Below are 20492 nucleotides of genomic sequence, written 5' to 3' on the forward strand. Positions count from 1 at the left end.
CCATGACTGCGGTGCTGCGGGTCCTCGATCTGGACAAGTCCTTCCTGAAGGGGGACAAACGAGTGGTCGCGCTCCAGGGCCTGAACCTGGACGTGGAGGAAGGAACCTTCCTCACAGTGCTCGGCCGCAGCGGCTGCGGCAAATCCACGCTGCTCAACATGCTCGCCGGGCTCACCCAGCCGACCTCCGGACGGATCGAGTACCGCGGCCGGCCGGTCAGCGGGCCGCACCACGACCTTGCGTACCTGACCCAGCACGACACCCTGATGCCGTGGCGGGACCTGCAGCGCAACATCGAGATGCCGCTCGAGGTTCGTGGGGTGCCGCGCGCCGAACGTGCCGAGGTCGCCCGCGAGCTGATCCAGCGGGTCGGCCTGGCCGGGTTCGAGCAGCACTATCCGCGCGAGCTGTCCGGCGGCATGCGCCGCCGGGCAGGGCTGGCCCGGATGCTGTCCGCGGAGCCGGACACCTTCCTGCTCGACGAACCGTTCGGCGCCCTGGACGCGCAGTTGCGCGCCGAGTTGCAGACCGAGCTGTTGCGGCTGTGGCACGGGTCGGGCAAGACCGTCGTGTTCATCACGCACGATCTGGAGGAGGCGCTCCTGCTCGGCGACCGGGTGATCGTGCTCGGCCCGCGCGGACGGGTGCTGCTCGACCAGGAGATCGGGCTGGCGCGTCCCCGCGACCTGGATCTGCTCCGGGTGGATCCGGAGTTCGTCGCTCTGCATCGCCGTACCGCGGACGCCCTGCGGGCCGGCTCGACCACCAATGACTCGAGGAAGGGGGCGGCGTGATGAATCGATCGACCGACCTCGTGAGCGCCGGCGATCGGGTCACCGACGGTCCGCTGGAGGTTCCCGCCAACCGCAGCTGGATGGACAAGCACCGGCGCACGCTGTGGATCTCGCTCGCACGGATCGCCGTCCTGGTGGCGGTGCTGGTGCTGTGGCAGATCGCCGCCGGACGCTGGGTGGACCCGTTGTTCATCAGCCGCCCCAGCGACATCTGGGCGCAGCTGCGCGATTGGATCGCCGACGGGTCGCTGGCCACGAACACCGTACTGACCGTCGAGGAGATCGCGCTGGGCTTCGCGCTCGGTGCCGCCGCGGGACTCGTCGGCGGCTTCCTGCTGGCGATCCTGAAGGTCCTGGGCGACATCCTCGATCCGTACATGATCGCCCTCTACAGCATCCCGAAGGTGGCCCTCGCGCCGCTGTTCATCATCTGGTTCGGGATCGACGTACAGATGAAGGTTCTGTTGTCGGCGGCAACTGTGTTCTTCCTGGTCTACCTGAACACGGCGGCCGGCGTCCGCTCGGTCGACCGCGGTCTGATCGACGCGGTCCGGCTGATGGGCGGCACCCGTCGCCAGGTGATCTTCAAGGTGCTGGTGCCCGGGGCGATGCCCGGCGTCATCACCGGGCTGCGGATCGGTGTGCCGTACGCGCTGATCGGTGCCGTGGTCGGTGAACTCGTTGCCTCGAACAAGGGCCTCGGTTACCTGATGCTCGACTCGGCCAGCCAGTTCAACACCGCCGGGGTCTTCGCCGCACTCGCCGTGATCACGGTGATCGCCGGGATCCTCAACCTCGGGGTCAATCTGCTGCAGCGTCGCTCGACGCGGTGGCAGGCCACCGCCGGTGACTGAAGCGGCCGGCCTCAACACGTCTCGTCAGGAATATGGGTGACTTCACATGAAGACAAAGTCGATCGGGGCCGGACTGGCTGTCATGGTCCTGGCCCTGACGGCCGCCTGCCAGAAGCCGGCGACCGAAACCAGCAATGCCGATGCAGCCTCCGGAGACATGACGCTGCGCGTCGTGCAGAGCAGTACGTCGGTAGCGTTCTTCCCGCTCTTCGTAGCCAGTGAAGAGGGGTACTACGCGAAGGAAGGACTTACCGTCGAAAAGCCGGTGGTCGTCGGTGGCGACTCCAAGGTCGCGGCCGCTTTGGCAGGCGGAGCAGCAGACATCGGCGGCGGCGTCGCGACGACCGCGTTCCTGCTCGCCGACGGCAAGCGCGATCCCCGGATCGTGGCGAACCTGGTGAACAGCTACTACGTCGACGTCATCGTCGGCAACCAGTTCCACCAGCCGCCCGCCGGTGCATCGCTGGAAGACAAGATCAAGGCGCTCAAGGGCGCGCGGATCGGCATCCCCGCACCGTCCGGTGGCGGTGTCGCGCTGTTGCAGTTCCTGTTCAGCAAGGTCGGCCTGGACGTCAAGAAGGACGTGACGCTGGTCAACCTCGGCGGTTCCAACGCCGGCGCGCTGGGTGCGCTGAAGACCGACCGGGTGAACGTGCTGGTGTTCTTCCAGCCGGTCAGCCAGGAGGTCGAGGCGCGCAAGGCGGGCTCGATCTACATCAGCCCTACCCGCGGTGACATTCCGGACATGAGTGCGCAGCCGCACGGTCTGGCCCTGTCCACGGCAGGGATCCTGAAGAAGAAGCCGGAAGCGATGGCCGCCTTCGTACGGGCGATCGGCCGCGCAGAGAAGCTGATCCACGACGACCCGGCCAAGACCCGCCAGCTGTTCCAGAAGTATCAGTCGTCGCTCGATCCCAAGACGGTCGAGGCGATGCTGCCGGTCCTGCAGAAGGAGATCCCGGAGACGCCGGTGATCACCGCCGACGGCTACGCGAAGGCGGTGAAGTTCCACCAGGTCGCCGGCCTGGCGAAGAACCCGCCCGACTTCGCGACGATCACCGAGCAGGACTTCATCACGAAGGCGCTGGCCAAATGACCGAACCTGATGCGCTCCGGGCGGAGCTGGTGGTCCGCAGTACGAGAGTGCACACCGGTGTCCGCGAACTGCCCGCTCAGCTGCTGATCACGGATGGCGTGGTCACCGGTCTGCACGGTCTCGACGCTGCCGTGGTCGCTGATCGCACGCTCGATGTCGGTGATCAGTTGGTCATTCCCGGGCTGGTCGACACCCACTGTCACTTCCGGGATCCAGGATTCACCCACAAGGAGGACCTGGCCAGCGGCACCAAGGCCGCGGCCTCCGGTGGGGTGACGACGGTCTTCGACATGCCGAACACGGAGCCACCGATCGTCGATCCGATCCGGCTGCGCGAACATCTCGACGACCTGGGCCGCAAGTCCGTGGTGGACTTCGGGCACAACGCGTCGGCCGTACATCCTGATCTGGTGGGGGAGTTGGCGGCCGCCGGAGCCAGCGCGTTCAAGCTCTGGATGTCGTACGACGTCGAGCGCACGTACCCGCATTCGCCGGCGACCGCGGTGACGGATCGTGCCGTGTTGTACCGGGCGTTCGAGGCGGTGGCCGAGACCGGCCTGCCGTTGTACGTCCACCCGACCGATCACGAGCTCTACAACCTGATGAGCTCGCGCGCCAAGGAGATGTGGGGCGTGGACCCGGCGTCGTACGCGCGATCGTTCCGGCTGGGAGACAGCGTCGCCTTCAACGCCGCGGTCGCCACGTTGCTCGAGTTCCAGCGGTCGGTGGGCACCCGGTTGCACGTACTGCACCTGTCGTCGGTCGAAGGAATCCGGATGGTGCGTGCGGCGAAGGCGGCCGGGCGAGCCGTCACCGCCGAGGCGAACCCGTTCGCCATGTTCGTCACCAACGACTGGGAGCGGATCGAGAAGCGTGGCCCGTTCGTTCTGGGCCAGTGGGTTCCGCCCGCGGACAATGTGGCGATGTGGGAGGCGATCGTCGACGGCACCGTGGACGTGATCGGCAGCGACCACGCGCCGCACACCGAGGAGGAGAAGCTGCCGGGCTGGAAGGACATGTTCGCGGCACCGAGCGGCAGCCCGATGATCGCGGATTACCTGCGGTTGCTTCTGACCGCGGTGCACGACGGCCGTCTCACCCTGGACCGCGTGCTCGAGCTGTGCTGCGTGAATCCGGCACGGCTTGTCGGTCTGAGTGGGCGCAAGGGCACCCTCGAGCCGGGGGCCGATGCCGACTTCGTGGTGCTCGACCTGGATCACGTCGCGCCGATCGACGGCAGCACGAGTCTGTACAAGTGCGGCTGGAGCCCCGCGGACGGGATCGTCACCCGGGGCCGGGTCGAACGGACCTTCCTGCGGGGCACCGAGATCTACCGCGACGGCCGGGTCCTGGTCGACGAAGGCTTCGGCCGGCCGGTGACCGCCTGATCGCCGCCGGCGGCCGCAGTTTTGGCGGCTCCGGCGGCTGCGGTCAGATTCGGCCGAACAGGCCTGCGCCGCCGGGGCGGTTGTTCTTGGTCCGGTCCAGGTTGTCGGTGACGTGCAGCAGGTGGGTGCGCATCGCGGCCTCGGCGGCGTCGCCGTCGTGGGCCGCGATGGCCTCCACCAGTTTGGTGTGCTCGGCGAAGGATTCCTTGCCGCGGCCCGGCACCAGGATGGTCCGGTACTGGAACCGGACCATCTGGGCGCGCAGGTTCGCGACCAGCCGCTGCACGGTCTGGTGACCGGAGATCTCGATGACCTTCGCGTGCAGCCGGCTGTTGCCTTCGGAGTACCCGAGCAGGTCCTGCTCGGCGAGCATGCCCTTCATCTCGGCGAGGATGGACCGCAGCGCCTCGACGTCTGCGTCGGTCGCCCGCTCCGCGGCCTGCCGGGAGGCCAGCGCCTCCAGGACGGACCGGACCTGGGTGATCTCGACGGCCTCTTCCTCGCTCACGGTGCGCACCCGCGCGCCGCGGTTGAGCTCCTTCTCGACGAGGCCGGCGTGGGCGAGCCGGGTGAGCGTCGTCCGGACGACGGCCCGGCTGACCCCCAGTGCCTCGACCAGGTCGGCCTCGACCAGGCGCTGCCCGGGCGACACGTCGCCGCGCATGATGCCCGAACGGAGCCGCTCGTACGCCTCGTCGCTCGGATCGGACGATCGGGACCGGCTCGTCATCATCAGCCTCCGGCCAGGTGGTCGACAGGGAACGATCGGCGCCACCCCGCGTTCACCATTTTGGTGGTGCACGGGAGCCGCCGAAGTGGTAACGATTTTAGTGACAATGTTGTTGTCAGTCAATCGCCTCATGACTCTCCGCACGGGATGCGAGCCCTCCGTCAGCGGCTCGCGCAGCCTCCCGTGCGTCAGCGGTTCGCCCGGCCTCCCGTCCGTCAGCAGGTCGCTCAGTCGCGGAGGAAGTCCTCCAGGCCGTGCAGGTCGTCGGTGTTGAGGTAGTCGACGTGGGCGGCGACCAGTTCGCGCCAGAGGGCTTCGCGGGCCGCGCCGGGCACGTCGGGGGTCTCCCAGAACCGGACCTTGTAGCCGGCGTGGTGGGCGTCGACGACGATGTCGTGCAGCTTGGTCTTCTCGGTCTCGGGCATCGGACCGACGCCGCGCCAGGTGAAGTTGTTCGACCAGTTGTCGCTGACGAGCGGCATCAGGGACGCCGGCATCCCCGACTCCAGGTCGCTGAGCCGGCCGTCGTACCCGGCGTACCGGACCTTCTGCGCCTTCATGATGTCCAGCGGTCGGTTGCCGCTGATCACCGAGGTGACGGCGCCCTGCCGTACGTGGCCGTTGACGAAGATCGTGCTGATCCCGCGGTACTTGGCCAGTGCCTCGTCCACGGCGGCGTACGTCGACGGGCCGTCGCTCTTGATGTCGATGAGCAGCTGGAAGTCGTTGCCGTGCTTGTACACCTCGCCGTGGTTCTCGCGGACGCGGTCGGCGAGTGGTTTCAGGTACAGGCTCTCCAGCGTGCGGCCGGGCTTGGCGTCGCCGAGATCGTGCGCGACCCGCAGTTCGCCGTCGACCAGCCAGACATCGGCCTCGACGCTGTTGAATCCGCGGTCCAGCGCGTCCAGCAACGGCCGCCGGTGGTCGTAGTCGTTGTGTGCGTGCGCCGACGGCAGCGCGCGGATCGCCGGAGCGTCGTACGCCTTGGGCAGCTTGAAACCGTTCTGCCGTACGACATCACGCACCCGGTCCGGGTAGTCGCTGATGATGCCGTCGACACCCTGGTCGATGAACCACTGGATCGTCGCCGGGTCGTCGACCGTCCACGGGATGACCTTCAGGCCGGCTTGGTGTGCGGCGTTGACCGTGTCCTTGGTGAAGTACGGCTTGAAGGCCGGGTCGGTGATCTTGCCGCCCTGCGGAAAGCCGTCGACCGGCGAGATCGCGGACGCGCCGAACGACCTGACCGCCTTGATCGGGTCGCCGCCGAAGTCGTCGATGTCGAGGCCACCGAGCCACGGCGACTTCCCCGGCTTGCCGACCTGCAGGAAGTCGTAGTTGTCCAGCGCGACCAGCGGCAGCTCCGGCATCACCTGGTGCATCCGGATCAGCGAACCCCAGTCGAAACTCTGGATCGTCACCTGGCGAGCGATCCGCCATTTGCGGATCTCCGCGGCGACCACCTGGACGAACTGCTCGCGCGGAGCGGTCTCGGTCGGCGCGCCCGCCTCGACCTTGGTCTCGACGTTCAGCTTCACGCCGTACGCGCGATAGCGGTGCACGAGCGCGAAGATGTCCTGCAGTTCGGGCATCCGGGCGCCCGGATCCGGCTGCTGGTCCGGGAAGTTCGCCTGCGGCAGCGAACCGCAGTCGAGTTGCTTGACCTGCTTGAGCGTCAGCGTGTTGATGAACTTGCCGACGTACGGATACTCCGGGTCGCCCGCAGTGTACGGCGCGGTGTCGCGGCACTTCTTGCCATCGACCTTGCGATCGTGCGTGACCACGGCGTGCCCGTCCTGGGTGATCTGGACGTCGAGCTCGAGCGTACTGACACCCAGCTCGAGCCCATGCGAGAACGAGGCGATCGTGCTCTCCACGGTGAGACCGAGCCCACCGCGATGGGCCTGGATATCGAACTCACCACGGGCAGCGGCAGCCGGGGCGACCGGGAGCAGCAGCCCGGCGATCAGCGCGCACGGCAGCAACGCGCGGGGAAGGCGGCGCATGAGGGGTTTCCTTCCGGAGGGGTTGGGCGGTTTGGTCCTGAGGCTCTCTGCCCCAGAAGTACCCACGTCCTCGCGAAGGTAGCCGACCAGTGACCAGTCGACTACGGCCCGGAGGTGACCCGTCGTACGGACTGGCTCTCCGCTGTGATGCTGCCGTCCTTGAATGCGCCGTCCAGCGTGCCCTCGGTCCGTCGCGTCAGCGTGATCTCGACCGGGCAGGTGGTCGCCGGCTTCACGCCGGGTGTCGTCGTAGCACTCACCGGGCGGATCGAGCCGGTCGGGATGCTGACCGACGTACGGCCGGGCTCCAGTGGCAGGCTGCCGGTCTGGACACAGCTGCCGGCCCAGCTGACCAACGCCGGTAGGTCGGACGGCGCGGTGTCGAAACGAACCGCGAGCGGTGCTCGCCGCGAGTACGTCGTGCCGGTCTGGGGCGCGGTGAGCTTCACGCGCTCCGGGAGTTTGACGGTGGACCTGGGCGCGGAATCATCGCTCTTGCCGCGGGTCAGGTCGAACGTGATCTCCGTACCGGCGGCGACCACACCGTCGAGCCGGCCGTCGTAGTCGGTGACGCCCGCGGACTTGTGGTGTTTGAGCTTCACGTCCTTGCCGCCGCCCGACGACGTCACCGACTCGCCGTCGCCGAGCTCGACGAACGTGAGCGTGCCGACCCGATACGACGCACTCACCTGGGCAACGTCGGTCGTCTCGGGCAGCGTGACGACGTACGTGGCGCTGATCCCACTCGTCCGGATGTCCTTCGACTGAACCGTCGAACAACCCGCCACCAGCAGCACGAGCCCAAGCCCCACGATCCGCTTCACAACCAGCGAAACTAACAGCCCAAAGGTCAAGCCGCCCGCGTAGAACTACTCGGCTCGCTAGCATGCGGCACATGGCTGTCCAACTTCAGAACGTCGGCATCGCCGTCCGCGATCTCGAGGCAACGATCGCCTTCTTCACCGATCTGGGGCTGACGGTGGTCGGTCGTGACACGGTCAGTGGTGGGTGGACCGACACCGCCGTCGGCCTGGACGGCAACCACGCCAAGATCGCGATGCTCCAGACGCCGGACGGCCACGGTCGCCTCGAGCTGTTCGAGTACATCCACCCGCAGGCGATCGAGACGGAGCCCACTCGTCCCAACGAGATCGGCATGCACCGCGTCGCCTTCTCCGTCGACGATCTCGACCAGGCTCTTGAGATCGCGGCGCGGCATGGCTGCCATCCCCTGCGAGGTGTCGCGACGTACGAGGACATCTACAAACTCACCTACGTACGCGGCCCCAGCGGCATCATCGTCATGCTCGCCGAAGAACTAAACCACAACTGACAGCTGACATGGCGCCGAGTCGTGGCGTTTGGCTCGACCCCGGATGGGTGTGGGCGGCGGACATCTGGACAGTTAGTGCACCCCGAGACACCGTACGCGCACCGCACTTCCACGCTCAGGTGCACTACTCACCGACCACGCACCGACCGACACGTCCTGTCGAATTGTCCGCCCGGCCACCCCAGACCACACGCAGCCAGCATCCACGGCTCGGAATCGGAGCGGTCGCGTTTGAGGACGGGCGCGACGGGCGCGACGGGCAGGTGGTTGCCTGGTGCTGGGGAGAGGACGCGCGGCGGGAGGGTCTGCACGCCGGGGGAGATTTGGTGGTGTCGGGCCGGGAAGCGCCTCACGGCGCGTGGCCGCTCGTAGCGGCTTAATTTGGGACCCGGGGCTTGCACCGGCCCGACACCTCGAACAGTGTAGCGGGTGCCCAAACCCCTTGTCCTGTTGGGTTTTTCGCCTATAACACCGCAGGCCGCGCGGCGCAACTACCAGAGGTGTCCGGCGCGTTCGGCGCGTGCGGCGGTCTGCAGCTGGTCAGCGGTCTCGACCAGTTTGGAGGCGGAGAGTACGCGGTCGTGGCCGTCGTCGGCGAGGTGCGCGCGGCCGGTTGCGACGATCCGCGCGAACGCGGCCGCCCGGTCGAGGGTGGTGGCGAAATCACCGGTCGCGACACCGCGCAGTACGGCGTCCACCATGTCTCGTACTTCGGTCGGCCCGGGTGGCTCTGCGACGCCGGCGACGACGGCATGCACCTCGGCGTACTCGCGGCCGGTGGCGAACTCCCGCGACACCTCCTCGGCGTTCGAGTGCACCCACGAACGCAGGACGTAAAGCCGCCAGAGCGCGCCGGGCAACGAGTCGGCGGGGGAGTCCGACCACAGCTCGGCGAGCTCGTCGAGACCGTACTCGTCGGCGAGTTTGACGACCCGCGCGTGCACCTCGGCGTCCTCGGACTTCCGCACCCCGCGGACCAGCAGTTCGGCCGTCCGGTGCGCGGCCTCGGTCACGGTCGCCGGGTCGGAGGCGCCGGGCAGCGACTCGAACAGCTTGTTGCCGGGCAGGATCGGCCGACGCGGATTGGGGGTCGTCACGGCCTCCATGGTGCCTGAACCCACCGGCACCCGCATGCCGACCCGCGAAATGGGTTGCAGTCCCTGGTCTACTGATTCCGTGATTCCTCTCGACGACTCGCCGGCGGCGCTCGCCCTCCGGACCGCGTACGACCAGCAGATCCGGACGCGCTCCGGCGCCGCGAACGGCGGCACCATCGAGCACCTCGGCGCGCTGATCCGCAAGACCGGATCCGAGGGCGACGGCTTCCTCCAGTACCTCGGCGGCGTCGACGGTCCGGAGCTCGACCAGCTGATCGCCGACCAGGTCGCGTACTTCACGAAGCTCGGCGCCAAGGTCGAGTGGAAGTACTACACCCACGACCTGCCGACCGACCTTCCAGAGCGACTGACGTCGGCCGGCTTCACACCCGACGAGGAGGAGTGCCTCCTGATCGGCGACATCGCCGAGCTGTCCGCGGAGGTCGTACTGCCCGCAGGGATCCGGCTGCGCGAGATCACCTCGCGCGACGACCTGGAGCGGATGCAGGCGATGGAGGAAGAGGTGTGGGGTTTCTCGCACGACTGGCTGCCGGACGCGCTGAGCAGGGACATCGCGAACGTGGACGAGCCCGGCGTCGTAGTTGTCGCCGAGACCGAGGACGACGACCCGAAGCTGGTGTGCGGGTCCTGGATCCGGTTCCACGCCGGCACCGATTTCGCGTCGCTCTGGGGCGGCTCGACGCTGCCCGAGTGGCGCGGCAAGGGCATCTACCGTGCGCTCGTCGCGTACCGGCGGAACCTGGCGGCCGAGCGTGGGTACAAGTACCTGCAGGTCGACGCGTCGCCGGACAGTCGCGGCATCCTGGCCCGCCTCGGGCTGCGGCCGGTGTCGGTGACCGTCCCGTACATCTGGAAACCCTGAGTACGCTCGTCTCATGCCGGGCGGAACGGGGAAGAACAGTCAACTGGCCAAGAACCTGGTCAAGTACAGCGTGCGCTACGGCCCGCTGGTGGTCGAAGCGGTCCGCCACGGGCGCGAGCCGGCGCAGCAGGCGGTCCAGGCCGCCTGGGCGAAGCGGGTCGCGCGCCGGAAGGCGGTCGAGCACGCTCTGACGGTCCGCGAGGGATCCTTGCTGAAGGTGATCAAGGACGGCCAGGCGATCTTCTTCGTGTTCTCCGGCGACGCGATCGTGACGACGTACCCGGCTGTACCGCAGAGCGCGTATCCCGAGCTGCTGCGGCACGCGGACCTGGACAAGCGCGTGCCCTCGGTCGTACTGGCCGCGCGCAAGCCGCGGCTGCCGAAGATGCATCGGAAACGTTGACGCGGGCGTAACATTCCGGACCCGGCCGGGCAACAGGCCGGACGCAGAGTGGAAGGACGTTCCACGAGGGAAGGCGTCCGCATGCTCTGGAAGATCAGGACCGAACTCGCCGACCGGCCCGGCGCGCTGGCCGAACTCGCTGCACGGTGTGGTGCGGACGACATCAACATCCTGCACCTCGAGGTCTTCGCCGCAGAGGCCGGCGCGATCGACGAGCTCGTCGTGTCCACGGGCGTCGGCTGGACCGCCGAGGCTCTGAGCGCTCTGGTCGCCGAGGCCGGTTGCGGCCGTACGACAGTCCGCCCGTGCCAGGCCGACGTACTCCATGACGCGCCGACGCGGTACCTGCGTGCCGTACTGCGGCTGATCGACGACCCGGTGTCCGTCGACGACGAGCTCGGGGCCCTGCAGGGGTTCGACGAGTACACGCCGGCCGAGTGGGCGCGGGCCGACGTACTGGTGGAGCTCGCCGGGCGGCTGGCCGAGCGGTTCGAGCCGCAGGACGGGCCGCGGCCCGGCAGCGGCGTACCTGAGTTGCGGACCGCGACCGTTGACGATGCCGAGGCAGTCGTCGCGATGCACGAGCGGTGCTCGTACGAGAGCCGTACGCGCCGCTATCACGTACCGATGCCGAAGCTCACCGCCCGTACGGCCCGGCACCTGTCCGCGCCGGCAGGCGGCGTGTCGATCGTGGCGTGTGTTGACGACGCGGTGATCGGGATGGCGACCGCCGCGCCGTGGGAGGAGCTTGGCAGTACGACGATGGAGCTCGCCGTACTGGTCGAGGACGGCTGGCAGGGACAAGGCCTCGGGCTGCGACTGTTGCGCGAGGTGGTGGCAGAGGCGCGGGCGCTGGGCGCCGATCGGGTCGTGTGCATGGTGCAGCCGGAGAACCACGCAATGCTGCGGACCTTGGAGCGGTTGCGGATGCGCTCGCGGGTGGTTCGGGACGGCGACAGCCTGATGGTGAGTGTCGCACTGTCCGACCGGAGCCTGTCGCATGCGGTGGATCACCCGCCGGTGCCATATCGTCTGAGGCGTGCCACCCCTTCCCACCGGCCGGAACCCACACGGTCTGCTGGTCAACCTGCCCGCGAGTACCCGCTCGCCGCTGTTTCAGCTCTTCAGCCGAATCCTGGTCGCGCTGGGGCTGCTGACCGTGATGGTGCTGATCGTGGTGGTCGACCGTGACGGGTACCGCGACAGCTACGACGGCAAAGTCGGGTTGATCGACAGCATCTACTACGCCACCGTCACGCTCACCACGACCGGGTACGGCGACATCACGCCGGTGTCGCCCGGCGCCCGGCTGGTGAACGCGTTCCTCGTGACGCCGCTGCGGATCGCGTTCCTGGTCGTTCTGGTCGGTACCACACTGGAAGTACTGGCCAACGAGGGTCGCCGGATCATGCGCGACACGCGCTGGAGGAAACGGATGAAGGACCACACCATCGTCGTCGGCTACGGCACCAAGGGCCGGGCGGCGGTGCAGACCCTGCTCAGCAACGGCGTGAAGCGCGCCGACATCGTCGTCATCGACCCGCGCGCGCAGGCGATCGGGGACGCGGGCAACGACCAGATGGCGGCGTTCCACGGCGATGCCACCAACCGGACCGTGTTGCGGCGCGCCGAGGTGGCGACCGCGCGCGAGGTGATCGTCACCACCGACCGCGACGACTCGGCCGTCCTGGTGACGCTCGCTGTCCGGCAACTGAACCCGAACGCGCACGTCGTGGTCGCTGTCCGCGAGGAGGACAACGTTCCGCTGCTGCGGCAGAGCGGCGCCGACGCCGTCGTCACCTCCTCGGAAGCGGTCGGCCGGCTGCTCGGCCTGTCCGCCGTCAGCCCGAACCTCGGCGAGGTGATGGAGGACCTGCTGACGTACGGCGAGGGTCTCGAGGTCGCCGAACGTCCCGTCCTCGGCCGCGAGGTCGGCAAGCCGCCGTCCGCCGTCCCCGACCGCGTCGTCTCGGTGGTCCGTGACGGCAAGGTGCACCGCTACTACGACTCGAACGTCTCGGTGCTCGCCGCCGGCGACAAGCTCATCGTCGTCCGCCCGGCCAAGGAGACCCCCTGGGCCGAACGCCCCGGCACCGAAGAAGACGACGAGTAGCAGGTAACAGGTTGGGCATCCGGCCGTCCTGAGGTTGACCGGGCGGCGGGGGCGACTTAGTGTCGGGCTTGTAAACGATTACAAGAACGATTACAGGAGGTCGGCGTGAGTCGTCCGACGATCGCTGGGGTGGCCCGTACGGCCGGGGTCTCGGTGGCGTCGGTGTCGCGCGTGCTGAACGGCCTGCCGGCCACCGAGGAGATGGTGGAGCGGGTCCAGCGGGCCGTCGCCGAGCTCGGGTACGTACCGGATGCGCGGGCGCGGTCGCTGAAGGTGGGACGTACGTTCCAGCTGACGCTCGCGGTCGCCGACGTGGGCAACCCGGTGTACGTGACGATGATGCGCGCGGTCGAGGAGGTCGTGTCGGCCGCGGGTTACCGGCTCGTGGTCACGACGACCGGGCCGGACGTCGTGGACGAGGTCGCGCTGGTACGGGGGATGGCGCGCGGGTACGCCGACGGCCTGCTGATCAGCCCGATCCGGGTCGACGAGGATCTGGTGAAGTCGATCCGCGAGTGCGAGGTGCCGGTGGTCGTCGCGGGTAGCGTCCCGGCGAAGGCGGGCGTCGACACGGTGCGCGCCAACTCGCCGAAGGGGATGCGGCTGGCCGTCGATCACCTGGTGGAACGGGGGCGCAACAACATCGCGTTCCTGAACGGGCCGGCCGACACCGTCCCCGGAACCGCCCGGGCGAAGGGTTTCGCCGAGGCGCTCAAGGCGCACGGTCTGCAACCCGCCGCGATGGCCGAAGCCGCCGACTTCACCTTCGCGGCCGGCCGTCGGGCAGCCCCTGCACTCCTCGCCCTTGCGTCCGAAGGAACGCGGGCCGGAGGCCACACTTCTTCGGACGTTGCGAATGGTGCCGACGCGGTGATCTGTGCGAACGACCTGCTGGCCGTCGGCCTGATGCACGAGCTTGCCGCGGCAGGACTGGACGTACCGAAGGACGTCGCGGTCGTCGGGATGGACGACAGCGAGCTCGCCGAGCAGAGTTTCCCGCCGCTGACCAGCGTGAACCTGGGGTCCGCGGATCGCGGTCGCCGAGCGGCCGAGTTGCTGCTGGCAAGGATCGAGGACAACGACCGTACCCCCCGGCGCATCGTCGTCCAGCCGTCCCTGAGCATCAGGAGGTCCACCCCGTGACGGCAACGTTGACGGCGCCGGCGCCGGTGAAGAAGAACGGCGGGAAGCCGAAGCAGAACCGGGAGGCGATCCTGCTGTTCCTGCCGGCGCTGCTTCCGGTGCTGATCCTGAGCGTCTACCCGCTGATCCGCGGGATCGCGCTCGGCTTCACGAATGCGCGGGCCGGCCTGCACGTCGAGACGAACTTCGTCGGCTTCGACAACTTCACCAAACTCCTGCACAACAACCTGTTCTGGGACTCGTTCCGGATCGGTGTGATCTGGACGCTCTCGGTCACGATCCTGCAGTTCGTCGCCGCGCTCGGCCTCGCGCTGCTGCTGAACACCGACCTGAAGTTCCGCGGCGTCGCCCGGACGCTCGCGCTGATCCCGTGGGCGATGCCGCCGGTGGTCGTCGCGATCATGTGGCGCCTGCTGCTGCACCCGACCAACGGCCCGGTCAACGAGATCCTGCAGAAGCTGAACCTCACCGACCATCCGATCAACTTCCTCGGCGATTTCAGTACGGCGCTGCCGGCCGTGATCGTGGTGGGGATCTGGGTCGGCATGCCGATGACCACGGTCACGCTGCTCGCCGGACTGCAAGGCATCGACCGCACCCTGTACGAAGCGGCCGCCGTCGACGGCGCCGGCGCCTGGAGCCAGTTCTGGAACATCACGCTCCCGCAGCTGCGCACCGTGATCGTCGCGATCACCAGCCTGGACATGATCTGGAACTTCAACTCGTTCGGCCTGGTGTACGTCCTGACAGCCGGCGGACCGGGCGGCAAGACGATGCTGCCGATGCTGTTCGCGTACAACGAAGCGTTCCGCTACGGCAACTTCGGGATGGCGGCCGCGATGGGTGACGTGATGGTGGTCATCATCATCTTGTTCCTGTTCTTCTACCTGCGGAACCGGCTGCGGAGCGAGGCATGAGAACCCGGCCCGGCACCCGCGCGCTCCAGTACATCGCGGTCATCGCGTACCTGGTGTTCCTCGGCTTCCCGCTGCTCTGGCTGATCTCCAGCTCGCTCAAGTCACCGCAGGAGTTCGCCAGCATCACGCCGTCGATCCTGCCCAAGCACGTCGACTTCTCCAACTACTCCGACGCGCTCAGCGAGCAGGGTCTGGTTCGTGGTCTCAGCAACAGCCTGCAGATCTCCATCTACAGCACGATCCTGGTACTGATCGTCGCGCTCCCGGTGTCGTACGCGCTGGCTCGTTTCCGCAGCCGCCTGCGGCCGTTGACGAACGGCTGGATCCTGGTCAGCCAGGTGTTCCCGGTGATCCTGATCGTGATCCCGCTGTTCATGATCCTGCGGCCGTTGCACCTGACGAACACGATTCCCGGCGTGGTGATCGTGTACATGGTCTGGTCGCTCCCGTTCGCGTTGTGGATGCTGCAGGGGTACGTCGCTGCCGTACCACGCGAACTGGAGGAGGCCGCGTCGGTCGACGGCGCGAGCAGGCTGAGGACGATCGTGTCGATCGTGATGCCGCTGCTCCGGCCCGGCCTGATCGCGACCGCGATGTTCACCTTCATCTCGGCGTGGAACGAGTTCTTCTTCGCCCTGGTCCTGCTGCAGGACCCGCAACTCAAGACACTTCCGCTGGTGCTCGCACGCTTCGTCGGCGCCGAGGGCCAGGTGCAGTTCGGCCCGCTCGCCGCCGCCTCCGTGCTGGCCACCGTACCCAGTCTCGTGTTCTTCGCCTTCCTCCAGCGCCGGCTGACGTCCGGCCTGCTGAGCGGCGCAGTCAAAGGTTAGGAGAGAGGTAAATGAAGAAGGTACTGACCGCGTTGCTGGCGGCGGGGGCGCTGGTGTCGCTCGCGGCGTGCGGGGGCAACAGCGACGACAAGAGCTCAAGCAACCCGGATGAAAAGGTGACGCTCAAGTTCCAGAGCCTCGCCTTCCAGAAGACCACCGTCGCCGCGACGAAGAAGATCGTCGCCGACTGGAACGCCGCGAACCCGAACATCCAGGTCGAGTACGTCCAGGGCAGCTGGGACTCCGTGCACGACCAGCTGGTGACCCAGTTCCAGGGCGGGACCGCGCCGGACATCATCCACGACGAGTCCGCCGACATCACCGGGTTCATCAATCAGGGGTACCTCGCGGACCTCTCGCCGTACCTGAGCCAGGACACCAAGGACGCCGTCTCGCAGGGCGTCTGGGACACGGTCTCCAAGGACGGCAAGGTGTACGGCGCGCCGACCCTGCTGCAGTCGTACGTCGTGTTCGGCAACTCGGCTCTGCTCAAGCAGGCCGGGATCTCCGCGACCGGTGACTCGCTCAGCTGGGACGACCTGGCCGCCGACGCGAAGAAGCTGACCGCGGCCGGCAAGTACGGTCTCGGCTGGGGCCTGAAGAGCCCGACCGCGACGATGCTGAACCTCGGCCTGAACTTCGACGCCAAGTACTTCGACGGCAGCGGACCGGATGCGAAGGCGGTCGTCGGCGACCCGGAGCTCGAGGTGCCGAAGCGGATCCACGCGATGGCGTACGACGACAAGTCGATCGACCCGACCTCGCTGACGCAGGGCGGCACCGACGTACTGCCCGGGTTCTACGCCGGCAAGTACGGAATGATTGTGGCCGGCAACTATGTCGCGCAGCAGATCACCGAAGAGGCGCCGAAGACCTTCCAGTGGGAGGTGCTGCCGCCGCTGAAGGGCACCAGCAGCAAGCAGGCGGCGAACCCGCAGACCCTGTCGGTGCCGGCCGAGGGCAAGCACATCGAGCAGTCCGCCAAGTTCATCGACTTCTTCATGAAGGCCGAGAACCTGGCCGCGGTCGGCCAGGGCGACTGGCTGATCCCGACCACGCAGCCGGCCCGGGACGCGATCCAGAAGGCGACCGGCGGCAAGGACGGCTGGCAGCAGACGCTTGCCAGCGGCACCGAACTCACCAAGGCGCCGTTCCAGAGCGTGGACAACTACCCGAAGTGGAAGGACCAGATCGCGACGCCGGCGTTCCAGGAGTACCTGGCGAACAAGACCGACCTCGCGGGGCTGGGCAAGAAACTCAGCGACGGATGGGGCCAGGTCAACAACTGATGCCGGAACGGGGCAACACAGTGCTGGAAGACAAGGCGGTCGGTGTCCTCGCCGGCTCCGCGGTCGGTGACGCGATCGGTGGGGCCGTCGAGGGCTGGACCCCGGAGGCGATCCGGGAGCGGCACGGCGGCTGGGTGACCGGCATCGTCGGCCCCTGGTACGAGGACTGGCGGACGGCCCGCCCGATCGCCCCGTACCACAAGGGCGACGGGCACATCACCGACGACACCTTGATGACGCACGCGTTGGTCGAGGTGTACGACGAACGCCGGACGCACCTGGACGCGTACGCGGTCGCCGAGTCGCTGGTCCCGAAGATGCTGAACGGGACCCGCTGGGTCCCGGAGCTCGAGGCGGAGGCGCTGCTGCTGCAGCGGGTGTTCCTGGCCGAGAAGTGGCTGGTCGCACGCCTGCACTACGGGCACGTCGACCCGCGCGAGGCCGGCGTCGGCAACATCGTGAACTGCGGTGCGGCGATGTACATGGCGCCGGTCGGGATCGCCAACGCGGGCGATCCCGAGGGCGCGTACGCCGAGGCGCTCGACGTCGCGGGTGCGCATCAGTCGAGCTACGGACGGGAGGCGGCCGGCGTGTTCGCGGCCGCCGTCGCCGCGGCAATGGTGCCGGGGGCAACGGCCTCCTCGGCGGTCGAAGCGGCGCTCGGCCTGGCCAAGGACGGCACGCGGAGCGCCGTCGAGGCGGTCGCCGAAGCAGCCAACGGCATCACTGACTGGGAGCAGGCGATTCCGGTACTGCGGAAGGCGATCGAGCCCTACGACACGGTCGGCCCGAACTATCGCGAGCTGTCCATGGACGCCCGCCGCCCGAGCCGTACCAAGGCGATCGAGGAGCTGCCGATCGCGCTCGGTTTCGTGCTCGTGTCCGAGGGAGATGTCCGCCGGGCGGTGCTGGGCGGCACGAACTACGGCCGCGACGCGGACTCGATCGCCTCGATGGCCGGCGCGATCACCGGGGCGCTGCAGGGCCGCGACGGCGTACCGGACGATTGGGCGACGGAGATCGCGACGGCGAGCAAGACCGATCTGGACCAGCCCGGCCGGGTGATGGCGTCGGTCGTGCAGGACATCCGTACGGCCGACGCCGCGCGGTGGGCCCGACGTACGGCCGCCTTGGATGCGCTGGTCTGAATGTCAGTGGTTGTACGCCTCGAGTTCAATGATCCGGGAGTACCCGTGGTCGTTGGAGTCGTGAACGACCAGCTGGACGGCGTCGACGGCCCGGGGCTCGAAGGTGACGGGCAGCTGACCCTCGACGTTCGCGCGGAACTCGCCGACGGTCGTCCACTCGGCGCCGGTACGGGTCCGGACGTCGAAGTCCCGGATGCCCATCACCGCGGCCGGGTACTTCGCGGAGTCGAGGGTTTGGACGACGACTCGGCCGATCGTCGTGGGCTGCACGAAGTCGACGCCGTACGTGTCCGGGAAGACGCCCTTGGTGGCGTCGTGCCAGCCGCTGGCGCCCCACTGGGCGGAGTCGGTGTTGCCGTCGACGCCGCCGCACAGCCGCATGTCGCCGTTCGTGGACGACGCGACGGCCTGCTCGCCGAGGAGCAGGTTGTCGCGCGCCGGAACGGGCTTGACGACGACCGGCACCTGCAGCTGGTCCTTGCCGACGCTCAGGGCGACGGTGTGCGTGGCCGGAGCCGTCCCGCGCGGAACGGTGATCTCGAGCGGCGCCTTCACCAACTGACCGACGGGCAGGTAGCTGGAGAACTGGTGCCGGGAGAGCGTGAGCGCCGGGTCCCCGGACACGTGCATGTCGCCGATCGTCGGCTTGCGGCCGGTGTTGGTCATCCCGAGCGTGAGCTTGCCGGACGGGAAGCATGGCAGCGGGACGACCTCGACAGGCTGCGGCGTCGCGCTGACGGCAATGTGGTTGTTGCTACCAGCAACAGCAATCGCAGGTACGAGGAGAGCGAGCGGGGCGGCGAGCAGAGCGACTGTGCGCGGCCGGAAGCGACCGGCGAGGTTGGCAACGGAGCGAGAGTTCATAACAGGATCCGTTCAGGCGGAGTGGGTTCCGGGCTGGCCGTCTTCGACGACCAGGGTGGCGCGGGTGGACGCCGTACCGCCGGGCGAGGTGACGCGGTCGACGATGCGGAACTCCGACGTCCACTGTGTCCGGTCGAGCCGGCAGCTGAGGTAGCCGCGCTGCACGTTCTGGAACTTGACGTGCGAGTTCTCGGCGAGCAGTGCGCGACCGGTCGCGTCCGCGTCGACGCCGTCCTTGCCGGACGAGATCGACGTCGTCACGAACTCGGTCCCGACCGCGGGCGTGGACGGATCCGCGAAGTTCACCCGCAGGTCCGAGGCGACGCTGCGGTGCAGGTCCCCGGTGAGGACGACGAAGTTCCGTACGTCCTGGTCGCGAACGCCGGAGAGTACGCGGTCGCGGGATGCGGTGTACCCGTTCCAGGTGTCCATCGGGAGCTCGAGTTCCGGACCGGTCTTGCGGTCGAGTTGCGCCATCGCGACCTGTTGCGCGACGACGTTCCACCGGCTCGACGACCGGCCGAGCGTGTCGAGCAGCCAGCGTTCCTGCGCGTCGCCGGTGATGGTGCGGGCCGGGTCGGTCGACACCGCGTCCGGCGGCAGCCAGCCACCGGTGGAGGTCTGGTCGTCGCGGAACTGCCGCGTGTCCAGGACGCTCAGATCGGCGGTACGTCCGTAGCGGAGATGCCGGTGCAAGCGGATCGACGGGCCGTCGGGGGACTGGTCGAGACGCAGCGGCATGTGTTCCCAGTACGCGCGGAAGCCGTTGGCGCGCCGGACCAGGAAGTCGTCGTGCGGGATGCCGTCCTCGGAGACGTACCCGGCCCAGTTGCCCTCGACCTCGTGGTCGTCGAGCGTCACGATCCACGGCGCCGCCGCGTGCGCGGCCTGCAGATCAGGGTCGGTCTTGTGCAGGGCGTACCGCGCCCGGTACTCGTCGAGCGTGAAGATCTCGCCGGCGAAGTCCACCGGTACGGGCTGGTTCCGGACGCCTGCTGTCGGGCCGACGCCGACCTCGTAGATGTAGTCGCCGAGGAACAGCACGACGTCGTGGTCCCGGCGGACGACGTCCTGGTACGCGGTGTAGAAGCCGTCGTAGAACGCCTGGCAGGAGGCGACCGCCATCGTCACCGCGGGCTCGTCGGACGGCGCCGGAGCGGTTCGGGTCCGGCCGGTCGCGCTGATCTGGCCGGCGGCGCGGAACCGGTAGAAGTAGTGCCGCCACGGGCGCAGGCCGCGGACGTCGACGTGCACGCTGTGGGCGTACTCGGGACGGGCATGCGCTGTACCGCGGCGTACCACCCGGCGGAACGTCGCGTCCTCGGCGACCTCCCACTCGACGTCCACGGCGCGATCGTCCAGGCCGCCGAACGGTTCGAGCGGGCCCGGCGCGAGCCGCGTCCAGATCACCACGGCGTCCGGCAGTGGATCGCCGGAGGCGACGCCGAGGGTGAACAACGGTCTTTTGTCGGTGCGATGCGATATCCCTACTGCATCGACGAGATCCGGGAGGCTGCCGGTCAGCGCAAGGGCGGCGGCAGTTCCGGTCAGAAAGCTGCGACGGGTGACCATGGGCTGGAGTATCGGCCCGTGGCGAACGAACG

The 20492-nt window shown here is 68.3% G+C and carries 20 protein-coding genes; 14 read left to right on the forward strand and 6 right to left on the reverse strand.

Translation table 11 applies throughout. The features are described 5' to 3' along the window. The first annotated feature begins 2 nt into the window (after positions 1–2). Genes ACGFI6_RS37495 through ACGFI6_RS37510 form a run of 4 tightly spaced genes read left to right on the forward strand, consistent with a single transcriptional unit; the run spans position 3 to position 4132 of the window. Positions 3–794, forward strand: coding sequence for an ABC transporter ATP-binding protein (locus ACGFI6_RS37495; RefSeq protein WP_393127305.1), 792 nt, complete (start codon positions 3–5; stop codon positions 792–794). Beyond that, positions 794–1648 (forward strand): ABC transporter permease, encoded by an 855-nt coding sequence (locus tag ACGFI6_RS37500; RefSeq protein WP_393127307.1) that lies wholly within the window; start codon positions 794–796, stop codon positions 1646–1648. Before ACGFI6_RS37495 ends, ACGFI6_RS37500 begins: the two co-directional genes overlap by 1 nt. A 46-nt stretch (positions 1649–1694) precedes the next feature. Further along, complete coding sequence (locus tag ACGFI6_RS37505; protein WP_393127309.1) at positions 1695–2744, forward strand: ABC transporter substrate-binding protein; 1050 nt, start codon at positions 1695–1697, stop codon at positions 2742–2744. Then, positions 2741–4132, forward strand: a complete 1392-nt coding sequence (locus ACGFI6_RS37510; protein WP_393127311.1) for a dihydroorotase family protein — start codon at positions 2741–2743, stop codon at positions 4130–4132. The genes ACGFI6_RS37505 and ACGFI6_RS37510 overlap by 4 nt, the downstream gene beginning before the upstream one ends. Positions 4133–4175: 43 nt before the next feature. Here the strand turns inward: ACGFI6_RS37510 and ACGFI6_RS37515 are convergent, their stop codons facing one another. From ACGFI6_RS37515 to ACGFI6_RS37525, 3 genes are all read right to left on the reverse strand, one after another. Then, positions 4176–4865 carry a GntR family transcriptional regulator gene (locus ACGFI6_RS37515; protein ID WP_393127313.1) on the reverse strand — a complete coding sequence of 230 codons (690 nt, stop codon included), beginning with the start codon at positions 4863–4865 and terminating at the stop codon, positions 4176–4178. Between the two features lie 224 nt (positions 4866–5089). Then, the gene (locus tag ACGFI6_RS37520; RefSeq protein WP_393127314.1) at positions 5090–6868 is read right to left on the reverse strand and encodes a glycerophosphodiester phosphodiesterase family protein; all 1779 of its coding nucleotides are present in this window, start codon (positions 6866–6868) and stop codon (positions 5090–5092) included. Positions 6869–6969: 101 nt separating this feature from the next. After that, positions 6970–7692 carry a hypothetical protein gene (locus ACGFI6_RS37525; RefSeq protein ID WP_393127316.1) on the reverse strand — a complete coding sequence of 241 codons (723 nt, stop codon included), beginning with the start codon at positions 7690–7692 and terminating at the stop codon, positions 6970–6972. 71 nt (positions 7693–7763) lie between these two features. On the opposite strand from ACGFI6_RS37525, the gene ACGFI6_RS37530 reads away from it, so the two are divergent. After that, positions 7764–8201, forward strand: a complete 438-nt coding sequence (locus ACGFI6_RS37530; RefSeq protein ID WP_393127318.1) for a VOC family protein — start codon at positions 7764–7766, stop codon at positions 8199–8201. Positions 8202–8692: 491 nt separating this feature from the next. On the opposite strand, the gene ACGFI6_RS37535 is transcribed toward ACGFI6_RS37530, so the two are convergent. Then, a complete protein-coding gene (locus ACGFI6_RS37535) occupies positions 8693–9298 on the reverse strand; it encodes a hypothetical protein (protein WP_393127320.1) in 606 nt (201 codons plus the stop codon). Between the two features lie 79 nt (positions 9299–9377). Between ACGFI6_RS37535 and ACGFI6_RS37540 the strand changes: the two genes are divergently transcribed. From ACGFI6_RS37540 to ACGFI6_RS37580, 9 genes are all read left to right on the forward strand, one after another. Then, entirely contained in the window at positions 9378–10181 is an 804-nt protein-coding gene (locus ACGFI6_RS37540) for a GNAT family N-acetyltransferase (protein ID WP_393127322.1), read from the forward strand. A gap of 13 nt (positions 10182–10194) precedes the next feature. Continuing rightward, entirely contained in the window at positions 10195–10584 is a 390-nt protein-coding gene (locus tag ACGFI6_RS37545) for a hypothetical protein (RefSeq protein ID WP_393127323.1), read from the forward strand. A gap of 81 nt (positions 10585–10665) precedes the next feature. Continuing rightward, a complete protein-coding gene (locus ACGFI6_RS37550) occupies positions 10666–11775 on the forward strand; it encodes a GNAT family N-acetyltransferase (protein WP_393127325.1) in 1110 nt (369 codons plus the stop codon). Beyond that, complete coding sequence (locus tag ACGFI6_RS37555) at positions 11747–12697, forward strand: potassium channel family protein (protein ID WP_393127327.1); 951 nt, start codon at positions 11747–11749, stop codon at positions 12695–12697. Before ACGFI6_RS37550 ends, ACGFI6_RS37555 begins: the two co-directional genes overlap by 29 nt. A 105-nt stretch (positions 12698–12802) precedes the next feature. Continuing rightward, entirely contained in the window at positions 12803–13840 is a 1038-nt protein-coding gene (locus tag ACGFI6_RS37560; protein WP_393127329.1) for a LacI family DNA-binding transcriptional regulator, read from the forward strand. Next, a complete protein-coding gene (locus ACGFI6_RS37565; protein ID WP_393127331.1) occupies positions 13837–14757 on the forward strand; it encodes a carbohydrate ABC transporter permease in 921 nt (306 codons plus the stop codon). The genes ACGFI6_RS37560 and ACGFI6_RS37565 overlap by 4 nt, the downstream gene beginning before the upstream one ends. Continuing rightward, positions 14754–15587, forward strand: a complete 834-nt coding sequence (locus ACGFI6_RS37570; protein WP_393127333.1) for a carbohydrate ABC transporter permease — start codon at positions 14754–14756, stop codon at positions 15585–15587. The genes ACGFI6_RS37565 and ACGFI6_RS37570 overlap by 4 nt, the downstream gene beginning before the upstream one ends. Before the next feature lie 11 nt (positions 15588–15598). Beyond that, positions 15599–16876, forward strand: coding sequence for an ABC transporter substrate-binding protein (locus tag ACGFI6_RS37575; protein WP_393127335.1), 1278 nt, complete (start codon positions 15599–15601; stop codon positions 16874–16876). Then, entirely contained in the window at positions 16876–18024 is a 1149-nt protein-coding gene (locus tag ACGFI6_RS37580; protein WP_393127337.1) for an ADP-ribosylglycohydrolase family protein, read from the forward strand. Before ACGFI6_RS37575 ends, ACGFI6_RS37580 begins: the two co-directional genes overlap by 1 nt. 3 nt (positions 18025–18027) lie before the next feature. Here the strand turns inward: ACGFI6_RS37580 and ACGFI6_RS37585 are convergent, their stop codons facing one another. Beyond that, a complete protein-coding gene (locus ACGFI6_RS37585; protein ID WP_393127339.1) occupies positions 18028–18888 on the reverse strand; it encodes a hypothetical protein in 861 nt (286 codons plus the stop codon). Positions 18889–18900: 12 nt separating this feature from the next. Beyond that, the gene (locus ACGFI6_RS37590; RefSeq protein ID WP_393127341.1) at positions 18901–20460 is read right to left on the reverse strand and encodes an alkaline phosphatase D family protein; all 1560 of its coding nucleotides are present in this window, start codon (positions 20458–20460) and stop codon (positions 18901–18903) included. Positions 20461–20492: the final 32 nt, after the last annotated feature.

This window comes from Kribbella sp. NPDC048928 (assembly GCF_043197975.1).
GTDB lineage: Bacteria > Actinomycetota > Actinomycetes > Propionibacteriales > Kribbellaceae > Kribbella.

What these genes read in the sequence shown, in the direction of transcription:
- ACGFI6_RS37495 (WP_393127305.1), top strand. Translation starts at nt 3, where the DNA reads ATGACTGCGGTGCTGCGGGTCCTCGATCTGGACAAGTCCTTCCTGAAG.
- ACGFI6_RS37500 (WP_393127307.1), top strand. Translation starts at nt 794, where the DNA reads ATGAATCGATCGACCGACCTCGTGAGCGCCGGCGATCGGGTCACCGAC.
- ACGFI6_RS37505 (WP_393127309.1), top strand. Translation starts at nt 1,695, where the DNA reads ATGAAGACAAAGTCGATCGGGGCCGGACTGGCTGTCATGGTCCTGGCC.
- ACGFI6_RS37510 (WP_393127311.1), top strand. Translation starts at nt 2,741, where the DNA reads ATGACCGAACCTGATGCGCTCCGGGCGGAGCTGGTGGTCCGCAGTACG.
- ACGFI6_RS37515 (WP_393127313.1), bottom strand. Translation starts at nt 4,865, where the DNA reads ATGATGACGAGCCGGTCCCGATCGTCCGATCCGAGCGACGAGGCGTAC.
- ACGFI6_RS37520 (WP_393127314.1), bottom strand. Translation starts at nt 6,868, where the DNA reads ATGCGCCGCCTTCCCCGCGCGTTGCTGCCGTGCGCGCTGATCGCCGGG.
- ACGFI6_RS37530 (WP_393127318.1), top strand. Translation starts at nt 7,764, where the DNA reads ATGGCTGTCCAACTTCAGAACGTCGGCATCGCCGTCCGCGATCTCGAG.
- ACGFI6_RS37545 (WP_393127323.1), top strand. Translation starts at nt 10,195, where the DNA reads ATGCCGGGCGGAACGGGGAAGAACAGTCAACTGGCCAAGAACCTGGTC.
- ACGFI6_RS37550 (WP_393127325.1), top strand. Translation starts at nt 10,666, where the DNA reads ATGCTCTGGAAGATCAGGACCGAACTCGCCGACCGGCCCGGCGCGCTG.
- ACGFI6_RS37555 (WP_393127327.1), top strand. Translation starts at nt 11,747, where the DNA reads ATGGTGCTGATCGTGGTGGTCGACCGTGACGGGTACCGCGACAGCTAC.
- ACGFI6_RS37570 (WP_393127333.1), top strand. Translation starts at nt 14,754, where the DNA reads ATGAGAACCCGGCCCGGCACCCGCGCGCTCCAGTACATCGCGGTCATC.
- ACGFI6_RS37575 (WP_393127335.1), top strand. Translation starts at nt 15,599, where the DNA reads ATGAAGAAGGTACTGACCGCGTTGCTGGCGGCGGGGGCGCTGGTGTCG.
- ACGFI6_RS37580 (WP_393127337.1), top strand. Translation starts at nt 16,876, where the DNA reads ATGCCGGAACGGGGCAACACAGTGCTGGAAGACAAGGCGGTCGGTGTC.
- ACGFI6_RS37585 (WP_393127339.1), bottom strand. Translation starts at nt 18,888, where the DNA reads ATGAACTCTCGCTCCGTTGCCAACCTCGCCGGTCGCTTCCGGCCGCGC.
- ACGFI6_RS37590 (WP_393127341.1), bottom strand. Translation starts at nt 20,460, where the DNA reads ATGGTCACCCGTCGCAGCTTTCTGACCGGAACTGCCGCCGCCCTTGCG.